Source organism: Streptomyces sp. NBC_01408 (genome assembly GCF_026340255.1).
In the GTDB taxonomy this organism is placed as follows: domain Bacteria; phylum Actinomycetota; class Actinomycetes; order Streptomycetales; family Streptomycetaceae; genus Streptomyces.
Genome location: NZ_JAPEPJ010000002.1, coordinates 612,825 through 629,969, shown reverse-complemented (window position 1 = coordinate 629,969; position 17,145 = coordinate 612,825). Strand labels below are relative to the sequence as shown.

Here is a 17,145-nt window from a genome sequence, read left to right as displayed (position 1 = left end):
TCGGTAATTGTGCTCCAGGCGTCCTGGCGTCCCGGTGGCCTCCTCTCCTCGGCCGTGGCGGCCGTCCCCCTCGACCGGATCGGCGGAGGGAGACGGCTCGTTCGGGTCGCCGGCGTGCCGGGAACGACGTGCGGTGCGGCCCGCGCCGACTCAGGCCGTGTGGTAGCGCCCGGCAGGTCGTGGCAGGCCCAGCCGTTCGCGCAGGGTGGCTTCGGCTGGAGCGGACGGCTGGCCGCCGCCCTCTCCGCGTACCTCGGCCGCGAGGGCAAGGACCGCATCGTGTGACGCGCCCGCGGGGCCTGCGGGGGCAAGCAGGGTGAAGCCGTCTGCGGCACCCGCGTCGAACAGGGCCCGCAACTGGTCGGCCGCGCCCGGGCTGCCGTCGACCGGGATGTCCAGCAGGACGGCGATGTCGCCGGCGTCGCGCCCGGCCGCCCGGGCCTGTTCGCGTACGGACTCGCGGACCCGGGCGGGGCTCTGGTCGTCCTGTGCGGGAAGGAGGACGACATCGGCGATGCGGGCGGCGAGCGCGAGGTCGTCGGCGTCCCTCGCGCGGTGGACCAGGACGGGGTGTCCTTGCGGCGGGCGGGCGATGTTCAGCGGTCCGGCCACGTCGAAGTACTCACCCTTGTGGTCGAGTGCGTGCAGCTTCTCGGGGGTGAAGTACACGCCCGACTCCCGGTCCCTGCGGAAGGCGTCGTCGTCGAAGCTGTCCCACAGGCCGGTCAGTACGGTGACGAATTCCGAGGCGCGTGAGCGCCGCGCATCCGCCGAAGCCCTGTCGGTCCGACTGTAGTTGGCCGCCGCGTCCGGGTCGGCGCCGGTGAGCGGCTGCCAGCCGGCGCGCCCAGGGGCGAGGTGGTCGGCCGTGGCCAGGACCCGGGCCGCATGGTAAGGGAGCGTGTGTTCCGTTGATATGGAGGCCACGAGCCCCACGGTGCGCGTGCAGACCGCCAGGGCGGCGGCGAGCGTGCCGGCCTCGAAGTGCGGGTCGTCGGCCGGGTCGTGCGCCGCCGACTGGCGGTCGTGGAGCAGCAACGCGTCGATCCCGGCGGCCTCCGCCTCCCGGGCCCGGCCACGTACCCGCGCGAACGAGCCGGCGCCAGAGTCCGGCGAGGCGCCGTCCGCAGCCCCCGGGCCGGTGATCAGCCGGGTGAACAAGGTGATGCGTCCATCGCGCTGGGTCATGCGGCACCTGCCGTGATCGTCGCCTCGTCGGTCAGGGTGGTTGCGCCGTCGGAGGGAGGAGCATCCAGCCCCAACTTCTCGCGCAGGGTGCCCTCCGCGTACTCGTCGCGCACCAGGCCGCGTCGGCGCAGCTCCGGCACGACATGGTCGACGAAGGCGTCCAGGGAGGCGGGAAGGTGGGGAAAGTCCACGATGTAGCCGTCGGCCGCGCGCTCGGTGAACCCGCGCTCCATGTGGTCCGCCACTTGCTCCGGTGTACCGGCGAAGAAGTCGGCAACCTGCCGCAGGGCGAGTTGGCGCAACGTCAGGTGTTCTCGGTGGGCCAGCGTCATCCACATCTTCGCCGTGCTGGACGAGCGGTTGGACGCCGGGATGTCCGGAACCGGACCGTCCAGGGGATACCGAGTCAGGTCCACGTCGCCCAACTGCTCCTGAAGCGCCCGGATGGCGACGATGTCGGGGACGAGATCGTGCAGCTCACCGATGAGTCGGCGCGCCTCCTCCTCGGTGCTGGCCACCAGGGGCTGGACACCGGGCCAGATCTGGACCAGTTCCGGGTCCCTGCCGTGTGCGGCGACCCGTCGCTTCAGGTCGGCGTAGGTCTCCTGGCCGTCCGACAGCTGCGTGTGCCGCGTGAAGATCACCTCTGCGTGCCGTGCGGCGAACTCCCGGCCCACGGGCGAGGCTCCGGCCTGGAAGATCACGGGACGGCCCTGGGGGGAGGCCGGCAGATTCAGCGGGCCCCGCACATCGAAGAAATCGCTGGGATCCACGGGCAGCGGCTCCGACGGGGCGGGCTGCGACCCCGCCTGCGCCGCCGCCCACAGCCGCTTGGTCGCGCCGATGAACTCCTCGGCGCGGAGGTAGCGCCGGTCGTGCTCCATGTGTGCGGGGAAACCGAAGTTGCGCGACTCCCAGGGCGCGGCGGAGGTAACGACGTTCCACCCGGCCCGGCCATCGCTGATGTGGTCGAGGGAGGTGAACCTGCGGGCGATGTCGTACGGCTCGTTGTAGGTGGTCGTCGCCGTCGCGGCGAGCCCGATGTGCTCGGTTCCGGCGGCGTAGGCGGCCAGCAGGCTCAGCGGCTCGAAGTGCTCGTTGCGGGCGGTCTGACTGATGTGCTGGACGTCGGTGCCCCAGACGGCCACCACGTCAGGCACGAAGAGACAGTCGAACGCGCCTCGTTCGAGTGTGCGAGCGCACGCCAGGTGGAAGGCGAAGTCGAGTTGGGCGTCGACCGGAGTGGACGGGTGCCGCCAGGCGGCGATGTGCGAGCCGGGGCCGTCGATGATGGCCCCGAGTTTCATCGTACGTTTCCGATGAACCATGCGATTTTCCCTCGGCTGAAGTTTTCCGGATGAATTGCTTCGGCTCGGAACGCGCGCTCCCCGGACGTTCCGAGCGGTTACTGCGAAGTAACGGTACTAGGTGATTGTGGCGCTTGTCCGTCCCCAGGGCCTGGGTTTTCCTCTCGCTCGCATGTCCTTCTTTCGTGGACGCGGCGTCGCTCCGGCGTCGAGTCGACCGCTGCGTCACCGCGCGGATCGGTGGACGGCTGTGCTGAAACCGAGCTGAAACCCCAGAGAGCCATACTGGCCAGTAATCACCCGGTGCTGTGCGGGGGCACGCCTTGTTGCACGGCATGTCAAGCGGCTTTCTGCGGTGAACTTGAGTGTTGCAATCGGGGGGACCGAGTGGCGTGTTTTGACGCGGAGAGCGAGGTCGTGAGGGTGCCGGTCGCACCCACAGTGGCCGGTGGGCCAGGGCGTTCCGATCTCCGTGTGTGCAGGGCGTCGTCACAACGAGGTGCGACGGCTATCGCATGCGGGAAGGTTTGAGAGTCCTTATGTGGCGCCTCCCACAATCGGCGTGGGCGGTATTCGGGAAGTCGCGGATCGGCGACTCCTTTCGAGCAATGGCCAACCCGATCGATGCATTTCTGTCCCATCCCGGTTCCTGGGCGAACCGGTCCGCACGTGTGCTCGTGTTCTGGTCTTTCTGGAGGGATGTCGCCGGTGAGTAGCGAAGTTATTTCTGGGCACGACGGCCAGAACTCCAGTACAAAAATCGCGGTCGTCGGATTCTCTTGCAGAGTCGCAGGAGCGGCCACTCCCGGCGATTTCTGGCAGCTCCTGAAAGACGGGCGATCCGAGGTCAAGGAATTCCCGGTCGACCGACGATCCGGCCAGGAAGCGGGCCTTCCCGACCTGCCGGGTGGCTACCTGGCCAGCGTGGACCGGTTCGACGCGGACTTCTTCGAGGTGTCGCCGGCCGAAGCGGCCGCGATGGACCCCCAGCAGCGCCTGGCGCTGGAGCTGAGCTGGGAGGCGGTGGAGAACAGCGGGGCCTCTCCCGACGCCCTGCGGGGCACCAAGGCCGGCGTGTTCGTGGGGGCCATCAACGACGACTACGCCTCGCTGCTGCACCGCCAGGGTGCGGACTCGGTGACACGACACAGTCTGACGGGCACTCAGCGCAGCTTCATCGCCAACCGGATCTCCTACCACCTCGGCCTGCGCGGCCCCAGCGTCCTGGTGGACTCCGGCCAGTCCTCCTCGCTCGTCGCGGTCCACCTCGGCGTGCAGAGCTTGCTGCGCGGCGAGTCCGACATGGTGCTGGCGGGCGGCGTCAACCTCATCCTCTCCGAGCACAGCACGAGGAGTCTCCAGCATTTCGGTGCCCTCTCGCCCGACGGCCACTGTTACACGTTCGATGCGCGCGCCAACGGATACGCGCGAGGCGAAGGCGGCGGATTCGTGCTGCTGAAGCCCCTCTCACGGGCGGTCGCCGACGGTGACCGGGTCCTTGCCGTCATCGAAGGCAGCGCCATCAACAACGACGGCGGCGGAGACGGCCTGACGGTCCCCAGTGCCACGGCCCAGCGCGAGCTGATGCTCGACGCGTGCGCCGCGGCCGGGATCTCGCCCTCGGACATCCAGTGCGTCGAACTGCACGGGACCGGCACCAAGGTCGGTGACCCGCTGGAGGCTGCCGCCATCGGCCAGGCGCTCGGGGCCGCACGCCCGGGCGGCAAGCCCGTACGGGTCGGTTCCGTCAAGACGAACATCGGCCACCTGGAGGGGGCGGCCGGGATCGTCGGATTGCTGAAGGTCGTCTCCTGCGTCAGCCACCGCGAGTTCGTCCCGACTCTCAACCACGAGACGGAGAACCCGGGCATCCCACTCGCCGAGTGGAACCTCCAAGTGCAGAGAGAGCACGAGCCATGGCGAGGTGAGAACGGCCGGCTCATCGCCGGTGTCTCCTCCTTCGGCCTGGGAGGCACGAACTGCCACGTGGTTGTCGCCGACGCGCCGCCCGAGTTGCGCAAGCGCGCGGACACCTCGTCGGAGCCCGTGTCGACACCGTCGAACACGGGCGGCGCCGCGGTCCCATGGCTGGTGTCGGCCGGCAGCGAGGCGGCGCTGCGCGCACAGGCGGATCGGCTGGACACCCATGCCGGGCAGCACCCGGATACTGATGTCCACGCGGTCGGTCGCATGCTGGCGGCGGGGCGGGCGCAGTTCGCACATCGGGCCGTCGTCGTGGGCGAGGACGGCCCGAGCTTGAGGTCCGAGCTCCAGGCGGTGGCGGCGGGTGCCGGTGCCGCGAGGACGGTCCGCGGTGTGGCCGGTGACGCGCGAACGCGTGGGGACCACGAAGCCGCGTCCGACGCGAACAACGGAGTGGTGTTCGTCTTCCCCGGCCAGGGTTCGCAGTGGGCGGGCATGGCGGTGGGACTGCTCGAATCGTCCCCGGTCTTCGCGGAGCGGATGGCGGCGTGCGAGGCGGCGCTGTCGCCGTATGTCGACTGGTCGCTGACCGAGGTGGTACGGGACCTGGCCGACACGAGCCGACTCGACCGAGTCGACGTGGTGCAGCCGGTGCTGTGGGCGGTGATGGTGTCCCTGGCGGAGGTATGGCGGTCGGCGGGCGTCGAGCCCGCCGCGGTGATGGGGCACTCCCAGGGTGAGATCGCGGCGGCGGTGGTGGCGGGTGCCCTGCCGCTGACGGACGGCGCGAGGGTGGTGGCACTGCGCAGCCAGGCGATCCGGCGGGGCCTTTCGGAGCGGGGCGGCATGGTCGCTGTCTCGATGGGCGCCGCAGCGGTCGGCGAGCTGATCGCCGAATTCGGCGGGCGGCTGTCGGTAGGTGCGGTCAACGGCCCGTCGTCGACGGTGGTTTCCGGCGAACCACGAGCACTGGAGGAGCTGCTCGCCCGCTGCGAGTCCGAAGAGATCCGGGCCCGCAGGGTGCCGGTGGACTACGCGTCGCACTGCGCCGAGGTCGAGGTCGTCCGCGACGAGGTGCTGCGGGAACTGACCGGGATCGCTCCCGCGCGGGCGGCGGTGCCGTACTTCTCGGCAGTGACCGGTGGATCGGTCACAGGCCGGGAGCTGGACGCGGAGTACTGGTACCGGAACCTGCGCGAGACGGTGCGATTCGAGGAGAGCGTACGGGCCGCGGTGGCGGACGGGTTCACCCGCTTCGTCGAGGTGAGTGCCCATCCGGTCCTGGTGGCGGGGGTGGAGGAAACCCTCGAAGCGGCCGGCGCGGGCGAACGCGGCCTGGTGCTCGGCACGTTGCGCCGCGACGAGGGCGGCTGGGACCGTTTCCTGCTGTCGGCCGCCGAAGCCTGGACACGTGGCGTCGACGTGGACTGGCCCGCAGTGCTGGGCCCGGGGCCGAGAGCGGGCGACCTGCCGACCTACGCCTTCCAGCGCCGGAGCCACTGGCTGGACGCGGCACCGGCCTCGCGACCGGATCAGGACACAGAGCCGCAGCGGGACACACAGCGTGATCAGGGACGGGAGGCAGCGCCGCAGGCACCCGCCGGTGACGCGACACCGGAGCGGATCGCGGATCTCGTACGGGACGAGATCGCCCTCGTCCTCGGGCACGCGTCCCCCCACGACATCGACATGGACCGTACGTTCAAGGCGCTCGGCTTCGACTCCTTGGCGATGGTCGACCTGCGCAACCGGTTGAAGGCCGCGACGGGCGTCAACCTGACCACGACTGCCCTCTTCGACCACCCGGCTCCGTCCGCGATCGCCACACACCTCCAGCGCCGACTGCTCGGAGCCGGCGAGACGGTGACCCGGCAGCCCGCCGCGCGGATCACCGGCGCCGCCGAAGACGAGCCGATCGCGATCGTGTCGATGACCTGCCGCTTCCCCGGCGGCGTGGAGTCGGCCGAAGATCTGTGGGATCTGGTGATGGCCGAGCGGGATGTGATCGGGGACTTCCCGGTCAACCGTGGCTGGGACCTGGAGAAGCTGTACGACCCGCAGTTGGAGCGGCGCGGTACGAGCTACGTGCGGCGTGGCGGGTTCCTGCACGACGCCGTCGAGTTCGACCCGGACTTCTTCGGCATCTCCCCGCGTGAGGCGCTCGCGATGGATCCGCAGCAGCGGCTGCTGCTGGAGACGTCGTGGGAGGCGCTGGAGCGAGCCGGTCTGGACCCGTCGTCGCTGCGCGGCACCCAGACGGGTGTGTTCTTCGGCGCGATGTTCCAGGACTACGGGCCCCAGCTGCAGGAGGGCGCGGAGGGCGTCGACGGGCACCGGCTGACCGGGGGGACGACCAGTGTGGCCTCGGGCCGGGTGGCATACACCCTCGGCCTGGAGGGGCCCGCGGTCACTGTGGACACGGCGTGCTCGTCGTCCCTGGTCGCGTTGCACTGGGCCGTACGGTCGCTGCGGTCGGGCGAGTGCTCCATGGCGCTGGCCGGCGGTGTGACGATCATGCCGACGCCGGGGATGTTCGTAGAGCTCAGCCGTCAGGGTGCGTTGTCGCCGGACGGGCGGTGCAAGGCGTTCTCGGCGGCGGCCGACGGCACCGGGTGGGCCGAGGGTGTCGGCGTACTCCTGGTGGAGCGACTGTCGGACGCGCGGCGCAACGGGCATCAGGTGCTGGCGGTGATCCGTGGCAGCGCGACCAACCAGGACGGCGCCAGCAACGGACTGACCGCGCCGCACGGCCCGTCGCAGCAGCGCGTCATCCGCGCCGCGCTGGCCGACGCGGGCCTCGCGCCCGACGAGATCGACGTGGTCGAGGCGCACGGCACGGGCACCGAGCTGGGCGATCCGATCGAGGCGCAGGCACTGCTGGCGACGTACGGACAGGGGCGGCCGGAGGACCGGCCGCTGCGCCTGGGGTCGTTGAAGTCGAACATCGGGCACACGCAGGCGGCCGCGGGCGCGGCCGGCGTTATCAAGATGGTGATGGCGATGCGGCACGGAGTGCTGCCGCGCACGCTGCACGCGGATGAGCCCTCGCCGCACATCGACTGGTCCGAGGGCGCGGTGGAGCTGCTGACCCAGTCGGCGGAGTGGACGCAGGACGGTCGCCCGCGCCGGGCGGGTGTGTCGTCGTTCGGCATCAGTGGCACCAACGCCCACCTGATCCTCGAACAGGCGCCCGCCGACGCGCAGTCGCCACGTTCCGGTCCGGGCGCGGCCGACGAGACTGGCGACACCGGCCTCGCGGTCACAGGCGGCGTGGTTCCGTGGCTGGTATCGGGCTCCTCGGAGGAGGGGCTGCGGGCGCAGGCCGGGCGGCTCGCGGCCTTCGCGCAGGCCCGTACGGAGCTCTCCCCGGTGGACGTGGGCTGGTCCCTGGCGGCGTCGCGAGCGGTGCTGGAGCACCGGGCCGTGGTGCTGGCGTCCGCCCCGGAGGCACACCTCTCCGGCCTGTCCGCAATGGCCGAAGGCCTTCCCGCCGCAGGTGTGGTCTCCGGTGCGGCGGATGTGCGGGGCCGGGTGGTGTTCGTCTTCCCCGGCCAGGGTTCGCAGTGGCAGGGCATGGCAGCCGAACTGCTGGACTCCTCGCCCGTGTTCGCGGCCCGGCTCACCGAAGTGGACGCGGCGATCGGCAAGTTCGTGGACTGGTCGGTGGCAGATGTGCTGCGGCAGGCGCCGCAGGCTCCCTCGGCCGAGCGGATCGAGATCCTTCAGCCGGTGCTGTTCGCGGTGAACGTGTCGCTGGCCGCCGTGTGGCAGGCGTCCGGAGTGCGGCCGGCGGCGGTAGTGGGACACAGCCAGGGCGAGATCGCCGCCGCGCACGTGGCCGGGGCGCTGTCGCTGGAGGACGCGGCGAAGCTGATCGTGCTGCGCAGCGCGCTGTTCGCCCGGGAGCTGGTCGGCAACGGCGCGGTCGCCTCGGTGGCGCTGTCGGCGGACGCGGTGGAGGAGCGGCTTGCCCGGTGGGAGGGCCGCCTGGTGATCGCCGGGCGCAACGGCCCCCGGGCGGTGACCGTCGCCGGTGACCTTCCGGCGCTGGAGGAGTTCGTGGCCTCGTGCCAGGCGGAGAAGGTCCGGGCGCGAGTGGTGGGGTCGACGGTGGCCTCGCACTGCGCTCAGGTCGACCCGCTGCGCGAGGAGATCCTGGAGCTGTTCGCCGACATCGTCCCGGGTCAGGGCAGTGTGCCGTTCTACTCCACGGTCACCGGTACCGTCCGCGATGCGGAGGAGCTGACGGCGGAGTACTGGTTCGACAACGCCCGGCAGCCGGTGAACTACGAGGCCACTGTGCGGACCTTGCTGGCGGACGGTTTCCGGTTCTTCGTCGAGTCCAGTGCGCATCCTGTGCTGACCACGGGAATGCAGGCGACGTTCGAGGACGCGGAGACCGAGGCGGTGGCGATCGGTTCGCTGCGCCGTGACGAGGGCGGTCCGGCCCGGTTCCTGACTTCGCTGGCCGAGGGGTACGTCCGCGGACTGCCCGGTGTGGACTGGAAGGCGCTGTTCGCGGGGACGGACGCGAAGCCGACCGAACTGCCGACGTACGCCTTCCGGCGCCGGCGCTACTGGCTGGAGACCACTACCGCCGGCACCGGCGACCCGAGCGAACTCGGCCTCGACGCTGCCCACCACCCGCTGCTGGGCGCGGCGGTGCGGACCGCGGCCGGCGGGGATGTGCTGCTGACGGGCCGGCTGTCGTTGCAGACGCACCCCTGGCTCGCCGACCACGCCGCCCTGGGCAGCGTGCTGCTGCCGGGCACGGCGTTCGTGGAGCTGGCCCTGCGGGCGGGCGAGGCCGTGGGCTGCGACCGGCTGGCCGAGCTCACGCTGGAAGCCCCGCTGATCCTGCCCGAGCGCGGCGGCGTCCAGTTGCAGGTGGCGGTGGAGTCGCCGGACGCCGGCGGGCAGGGCCGGGTGGCCGTGTACTCGCGGCCCGAGGCAACGGACGACGCCGGCACCGACGAGCCGTGGACCCGGCACGCAACCGGCGTGCTGGACAGGGCGGGCGGGGTACCTTCCGGGGATCTGACGCTCTGGCCGCCGCAGGACGCGGAACGCATCGATCTGGACTCCTTCTACGAGCGGGTCGCGGACATCGGCTACGGCTACGGGCCGGCCTTCGAGGGTCTGCGCGCCGCCTGGCGCGTCGGCGAGGAGATCTACGCCGAGGTGGCCCTGGCCGAGGAGCAGGAGGCGGATGCGGCCCGGTTCGGCATCCACCCCGCCCTTCTGGACGCCGCGCTGCACCCCGTCCTGCTGAGCGCGCTCGACGAGCGTGACGGTCAGGTCGCAGCCCCCGTGCGGTTGCCGTTCGCCTGGATCGGCATCGCCCTGCACGCGGTCGGTGCCACGTCCGTACGGGTACGGGTCGCCCCGGTCGGCGCGGACACGGTCTCCCTGACGATCGCCGACGCCTCGGGTGCGCCGGTGGCCTCGGTGGAGTCGCTGACCCTGCGCCCGGTGTCGGCACAGCAGCTCACCGGCGCCGCGGACACCACCCACAACGCGCTGTTCCGCACGCAGTGGACCGTGCTGCCCGTGGCCGACAGCGCCGTGGACACCAGTGGCTGGGCGGTGCTCGGCGCGCCGGAGACGGGGCTGTTCGACGCGGCCAGGCACGCCCCCGACCTGGAATCGCTGTTCGCCGACGACGCACCGCATGTCGTGGTGGCCATGTCCTGCGGTACGTCTGCGGGCGGCGGCCTCGCGGCGGCCGCCCGCGAGGCGACGACCGAGGCCCTGGCGCTGGCACGCGCCTGGCTGGCCGAGGACCGTGCCGCAGAGTCCCGTCTTGTGGTCGTGACCCGGGGGGCTGTGTCAACCCGGAACGGCGAGGACGTCGTGGATCTGGCACATGCGCCGGTGTGGGGTCTGCTGCGGTCGGCGCAGTCGGAGAATCCGGGCCGGTTCGTGCTGGTGGACGTCGACAGTCTTGAGGGGTCCCGTGAGGCTCTGCCCGCAGCGGTGGCCGCAGCAGTGGCGGCGGAGGAGCCGCAAGTGGCGGTGCGTCAAGGTACGGCCCTCGTACCCCGCTTGGCCCGTGTCTCCGCCCCGACGCCGACCGAGGCCGCCGGCCCGCTGGACACGACGGGCACGGTGCTGATCACCGGTGGCACCGGATCCCTCGGGGGGCTGCTGGCACGGCACCTGGTCACCGCGCACGGCGTGCGGCACCTGGTACTCGCCAGCCGCCGTGGCCGGGACGCGTCGGGCGCGGCGGAGCTGGAGGCCGGGCTCATCGAACTGGGCGCGGCGCATGTGGAGATCGCCATGTGCGACGCCGCCGACCGCGACGCGCTGGCCGCCCTGCTGGCCGGCATTCCGGCCGACCGGCCGCTGACCGGTGTGGTGCACGCGGCCGGGACGCTGAACGACGGCCTCGTGGCCTCCCTGACCCCCGAGCAGACGGAGCGGGTGCTGCGACCCAAGGTCGACGCGGCGGTCAACCTGCACGAGCTGACCCGCGGCCTGGACCTGTCGGCGTTCGTCCTGTTCTCCTCCATCGCCGGCACCTTCGGCAACCCGGGCCAGGGCAACTACGCGGCGGCCAACGCCTTCCTGGACGCCCTCGCCCAACACCGCCACGCCCAAGGCCTGCCCGCCCACTCCCTCGCCTGGGGCCTGTGGGCCCAGTCCAGCGACATGCTCGGCCACCTCGCACAGGACGACCTGGCCTGGATGAAGCGCGCGGGCATCCAGCCCCTGCCGTCCGCCCTGGGCCTGGCGCTGCTGGACGTGGCGACCACGCTGGACGACGCGCACCTGGTGCCCGTACGCCTGGAGACGACCACCCTCGGGCGCGAGGCCGCCTCCGGCATGCTGCGGCCTCTCTTCCGCGGCCTGGTACGGACGGTGGCCCGCCGGACGGCCGCCACCCCCGACGCCTCCGGCAGCAGCGGTCTTGCCCAGCGACTGTCCGGCCTCAGCCAGGACGAGCAGAGCCGGGCGTTCCTCGACCTGGTCCGCGCACAGGTGGCGACCGTCCTGGGGCACGCCACTGCGGAGACGATCGCCGCTGGCCGCCCGTTCAAGGATCTCGGCTTCGATTCGCTCACCGCGGTCGAGCTGCGTAACCGCCTGAACGCCGCAACCGGACTTCGTCTGCCGGCCACGCTCGTCTTCGACCACCCCACCCCCGGTCAACTCACGGACTACCTGCGCTCGGAGGTCCTGGGAACGCAGCCGACGCCCGCCGCCGTCCCGTCAGCCCCCGCGGTGCCAGGCGCTGTGGTGGACGATCCGATCGCGATCGTCGGCATGGCCTGCCGGTATCCGGGCGGCGTGAGCTCGCCGGAGGACCTGTGGCGGCTGGTGGAGTCGGGCGGGGACGCGGTGTCGTTCCTGCCGACCGACCGCGGCTGGGACGAGGGCCTGTACGACCCGGACCCGGACGCGACCGGCAAGAGCTATGCCCGCGAGGGCGGATTCCTCTACGACGCGGGGGAGTTCGACCCGGCATTCTTCGGAATCTCGCCGCGTGAGGCGCTGGCCATGGACCCGCAGCAGCGGCTGCTCCTCGAAACGTCCTGGGAGGTGTTCGAGCGGGCGGGGATCGACCCGAGCACGCTGAAGGGCAGCTCGACAGGCGTGTTCACCGGCGTGATGCACCACGACTACGGCAGCACTTCCGAGACCCCCGAAGGCCTGGAGGGCTACGCGGTCACCAGCACCCAGGGCAGCGTCGCCTCCGGCCGCATCGCCTACACCTTCGGCCTGGAAGGACCTGCGGTCACCATCGACACCGCCTGCTCCTCCTCCCTGGTCGCCCTGCATCTGGCGGCGCAGGCACTGCGCTCCGGCGAGTGCTCGCTCGCGCTGGCGGGCGGCGTGACGGTGATGGCCACCCCGTGGGTCTTCGTGGAGTTCAGCCGGCAGCGGGGCATGGCGCCCGACGGCCGGTGCAAGGCGTTCTCGGCATCGGCGGATGGCGCCGGCTGGTCCGAGGGCGCGGGCGTACTCCTGGTCGAGCGCCTGTCGGACGCCCGCCGCAACGGACACCAGGTGCTCGCGGTCCTCCGCGGCAGCGCCGTCAACCAGGACGGGGCGAGCAACGGCCTCACCGCGCCCAACGGCCCGTCGCAGCAACGGGTGATCCGCCAGGCCCTGGTCAGTGCCGGACTGTCGGCGGCCGACGTGGACGCGGTGGAGGCGCACGGCACGGGCACCACGCTGGGCGACCCGATCGAGGCGCAGGCGCTGCTGGCCACCTATGGCCAGGACCGGCCCGCCGACCGGCCCCTGCGGCTGGGGTCGATCAAGTCGAACATCGGTCACGCACAGGCCGCCGCTGGCGTGGCGGGCGTGATCAAGATGGTGCAGGCCATGCGGCACGGCATGCTGCCGCAGACCTTGCACGCGGACCAGCCCTCCCCGCATGTGGACTGGACCGCGGGCGCGGTGGAGTTGCTGACCGAACCGGCGGAGTGGGCGGCGGACGGTCGTCCGCGCCGGGCGGGTGTGTCGTCGTTCGGCATCAGCGGCACCAACGCGCACGTCATCCTCGAGGAGGCCCAGCCCGAGCCCCGGACCGAGCCTCCCGCCGGGACCGGCGACATCACGCCGTCCACGGCCGTGGTGCCCTGGCTCGTGTCCGGCCGGTCCGAGGCCGCCCTGCGGGCCCAGGCCGAGCGGCTTTCCGCCTTCGTGGAAGCCGGCACCCAGCCGGCCGTGCCCGACGTGGCCTACTCCCTGGCCTCGACCCGGGCGGCCCACGAGCATCGTGGCGTCGTACTGGCGTCGGACCGTGCGTCCGCCCTGGCGGGCCTGACGGCCCTCGCGGACGGCATTCCCGCCGCCGGTACGGTCACCGGCAGGGCATCCGAAGACCCGGGCCAGGTCGCGTTCGTCTTCCCCGGCCAGGGTTCACAGTGGCGGGGGATGGCGGCGGGGCTGCTCGACTCCTCGCCGGTCTTCGCCGCACGCCTTGCGGAGTGCGACGCGGCGTTGCGGCCGCATGTCGGCTGGTCGGTCACGGACGTGGTCCGGGACGGGGTTCGGGACGCTGACGACGATCCGTCGCCGGACCATGCTCCGTCGCTGGATGACGTGGTGGTCGTGCAGTCCGCCCTCTGGGCCGTCATGGTCTCGCTGGCAGCAGTCTGGCAGTCGGTGGGTGTGCGGCCTGGCGCCGTCATCGGTCACAGCCAGGGCGAGATCGCCGCCGCAGCCGTGTCCGGTGCGCTGTCACTCGACGACGCGGCGAAGGTCGTGTCGCTGCGAGCCAGGGCGATCGCCGAGCACCTGTCAGGCCGGGGCGGCATGGTGTCCGTACCCCTGCCCGCCGACCAGGTCCGCGAGCGCCTGACCCAGTGGGGCGAGCGGATCTCGGTCGCCTCCGTCAACGGCCCCTCCTCCACGGTCGTCTCGGGCGATCCGGAGGCCCTGGACGAACTACTGGCCGCCTGCGCGGCCGACGGGGTGCGCGCCAAGCGGATCCCGGTGGACTACGCCTCCCACTCTGCCCAGGTGGAGGCCATCCGCGAGCAGGTCATCAGCGCGCTTGAGGGCATCCAGCCGCGTCGCAGCGAGATCCCGTTCTACTCGACCGTGACCGGCGGGGTGTTCGACACCTCGGGCGTGGACGCGGAGTACTGGTACGCGAGCCTGCGGCAGGAGGTGCGGTTCGACGAGACCGTACGGGCCCTGCAGGCGGACGGGTTCGGCGTCTTCGTCGAATCCAGCGCGCACCCGGTGCTGACCGTCGGGCTCCAGGAGACCTTCGAGGGCACCGGCACACAGGCCATCGCCCTCGGCACCCTGCGCCGCGACGAAGGCGACTGGGAACGGTTCCTGACCTCCCTCGCCGAAGCGTACGTACACGGCCTGGACGTGGACTGGGACGCGGTCTTCGCCGGTACGGGCGCCCAGCGCATCGACCTGCCGACGTACGCCTTCCAGCGGGAGCGTTTCTGGCTGGATGTTCCGTCGCGTCCCGGTGATGTGGCGGGTCTGGGTCTGGTGGCTGCTGGTCATCCGCTGCTGGGTGCGGTGGTGTCGTTGCCGGATGACCGGGGTGTGTTGTGGACGGGGCGGTTGTCGCTGTCCGGGGAGCCGTGGCTGGCCGACCACATGGTGTTTGGTTCGGTGGTGTTGCCGGGTGCGGTGTTGGTGGAGTTGGTGTTGTCCGCTGGTGGACGGGTGGGGTGTGGTCGTTTGGAGGAGTTGACGCTTCAGCAGCCGTTGGTGTTGGGCGCGGTTGGTGGGGTGCGGTTGCAGGTGGCTGTGGCGGGGGTGGATGAGGCCGGCCGGTGTGCGGTGACGGTCCATTCCTGCCCGGACGGCGATGTCGACGGCGGCTTGCTGGGTCGTGAGGTGTGGACGCTGCACGCTACCGGGACCTTGACGGGCGTTGGCTCTGGATCCGGCTCGCGGGACGTCGACATCGATCTCACGGTGTGGCCGCCGCGGGGTGCTGTGTCGGTCGGTGTGAGTGATCTGTACGACCGGCTGGGTGAGCTGGGGTATGGGTATGGGCCCGTGTTTCAGGGGGTGCGGGCTGCCTGGCGTCGTGGCGAGGAGGTGTTCGCCGAGATCGCGCTGCCGGAGTCGGTGAACGGGGAGGCGGACGCGTACGGCATCCACCCGGCGCTGTTGGACGCGGTATTCCACATGTCGATTGATCCGTCGGCTGATGAGGTGCGGCTGCCGTTTGTGTGGTCGGGCGTCGAGCTGTCCGCCGTCGGTGGCGGTGTGGGCGGGGCGGTCGTGCGGGTGGGCATGGTGCCGTCGGCCGCTGGTGAGGTGTCCGTGAGAGTGGTGGACGCCGCGGGTAGGCCGGTGTTGTCGGTGGGCCGGCTGGTGACGCGTCCGGTGGCGCGGGAGCAGTTGCGGTCGGCCGATGGCGGGCTGCGGGATGCGCTGTTCGGCGTGGAGTGGACTTCGGTCCCGGTCTCGGCGCAGCTGCCGTCGGGGTGGGGCGTGTGGGGTTCGGAGGATGGTTCCGGGCAGGTTCCCGGTCTGGTGATGTGGGCGCACAGCGGCGACGCGGCGGAAGGCGCGTCGGCGTTGACAGTGCGAGCTCTGGGTGTGGTGCAGCAGTTCCTGACCGATGAGCGGTTCGCGGGTTCGCGGTTGGTGGTGCTGACGCGCGGGGCCGTGGCTGCGGGGCCGGATGAAGGTGTGCGGGATCTGTCGGCGGCGCCGGTGTGGGGTCTGGTGCGGTCGGCGCAGGTGGAGCATCCGGACCGGCTGGTGCTGGTCGATGTCGAGCCCGGGCTGTCCGCGGATGCGGAAGAGGAGGCGCTGCGTGTCGCGTTGGGTTCGGGGGAGCCGCAGGTGGCGGTCCGGGGAGGCCGAGCGTTGGTGCCCCGCCTCGCGCGGGTGACTGCGTCCCCGGAGAGCACGACCCAAGCGCTGTTTGGTTCTCGGGGCACGGTGTTGGTGACCGGTGGCACAGGTGGTCTGGGCGCGCTGGTGGCCCGGCACCTGGCGTCCGAGTACGACGTGCGGGATCTGCTGCTGGTGTCCCGACGGGGCGGTGCGGCTGATGGCGTCGACGAACTCATGGCCGAGCTGAAGGAGTTGGCCGTTCGTGTGCGGGTGGAGGCGTGTGATGTGGGGGATCGTGACGCCCTCGCCGCTCTGCTGGCGTCCATCCCGGACGACCGTCCGCTCACCGGTGTCGTTCACAGCGCCGCCGTACTCGATGACGGTGTGATCGAGTCGCTGGACGCGGAGCGACTGGCTGTTGTGTTCCGTACCAAGGCGGAAGCAGCCCGGCACCTACATGAGCTGACGGAAGGGCTGGACCTTTCGGCGTTCGTGTTGTTCTCGTCGTTTGCCGGTGTGGTGGGGAGTGCGGGGCAGGCGAGCTATGCCGCCGCGAACGCCTTCCTGGACGCCCTGGCGCACGAGCGCCGTGCGCGAGGTCTCTCCGCCGTGTCGTTGGCGTGGGGTTGGTGGGGTTCCGACGGCGGGCTGACGGGTGGCCTGTCGAAGGTCGACCGGGGCCGGTTGTCGGCCCTGGGGCTGGCTGCCATGTCCGCCGAGGAGGGGCTCGCGCTGTTCGACGCGGTCGTGGCCCAGGACCGGGCCCTGTGCGTGCCGGCTCGCCTGGACCTGGCGGGATTGCAGAGGCGCGACGCGGAGGGTGTGCCGTCGGTGCTGCGGTCGCTGGTGCGAGGTGGGGTGCGGCGCGCTCGGGTCGAGGACGCGAGCGCTGACTCGGGGCTCGCGGCTCGCGTCGCGGGCCTGGCCGAGGGCGAGCGCCGACGCGTGATCCTGGATGTGGTCCGGGGCCATGTGAGTGGAGTGCTGGGCTATGGCCCGGGCCAACTGGTGGGCGTGGACATCCCGTTCAAGGGGCTGGGCTTCGACTCGCTCATGGCGGTCGAACTGCGCAACCGCCTCAACCGGGCCACCGGACTTCGTCTCCCGGCCACCCTCGTCTTCGACTACCCCACGGTCCAGGATCTGGCTCAGTACTTGGACACCTCATTGGATGCGGGAGACGGCCCCGGGATCGAGCCGATTCTCGCGGACCTCGGGAAGATCGAGCATGTGCTGACCGGGCCGGCTCTCGGCGGCGAGGCGCGGCAGCGCATCGCGGACCGACTGACGAGCCTGCTGGCTCTCTCCGGGCCTCGCGAGGACACCGTCGAGCCCCTCACACAGTCGGACCCGGATGACGGCACCGGCTTCGTCGACCAACTGGAAGCCGCGACGACGGACGAGATCCTCGCCGTCATCGAAAAAGAATTCGGCACCTTCTGAACCA

At 71.5% G+C, this 17,145-nt stretch carries 3 protein-coding genes; 1 reads left to right on the top strand and 2 read right to left on the bottom strand.

Annotated elements, in window-relative coordinates:
• Positions 1 to 150: 150 nt before the first annotated feature.
• Complete coding sequence (locus OG447_RS25150; RefSeq protein WP_266939501.1) at positions 151 to 1,188, bottom strand: LLM class flavin-dependent oxidoreductase; 1,038 nt, start codon at positions 1,186 to 1,188, stop codon at positions 151 to 153.
• Positions 1,185 to 2,516, bottom strand: coding sequence for an NtaA/DmoA family FMN-dependent monooxygenase (locus OG447_RS25145; RefSeq protein WP_266939500.1), 1,332 nt, complete (start codon positions 2,514 to 2,516; stop codon positions 1,185 to 1,187). The genes OG447_RS25150 and OG447_RS25145 overlap by 4 nt, the downstream gene beginning before the upstream one ends.
• Positions 2,517 to 3,194: 678 nt before the next feature.
• Between OG447_RS25145 and OG447_RS25140 the strand changes: the two genes are divergently transcribed.
• On the top strand, positions 3,195 to 17,141 hold the full coding sequence (locus tag OG447_RS25140) for a type I polyketide synthase (RefSeq protein WP_266939499.1): 13,947 nt from the start codon (positions 3,195 to 3,197) through the stop codon (positions 17,139 to 17,141).
• The last annotated feature ends 4 nt before the right edge of the window (positions 17,142 to 17,145 follow it).

Coding starts and splice junctions, on each gene's coding strand:
- OG447_RS25150 (WP_266939501.1), bottom strand. CDS start 1,188: ATGACCCAGCGCGATGGACGCATCACCTTGTTCACCCGGCTGATCACC.
- OG447_RS25145 (WP_266939500.1), bottom strand. CDS start 2,516: ATGGTTCATCGGAAACGTACGATGAAACTCGGGGCCATCATCGACGGC.
- OG447_RS25140 (WP_266939499.1), top strand. CDS start 3,195: ATGTCGCCGGTGAGTAGCGAAGTTATTTCTGGGCACGACGGCCAGAAC.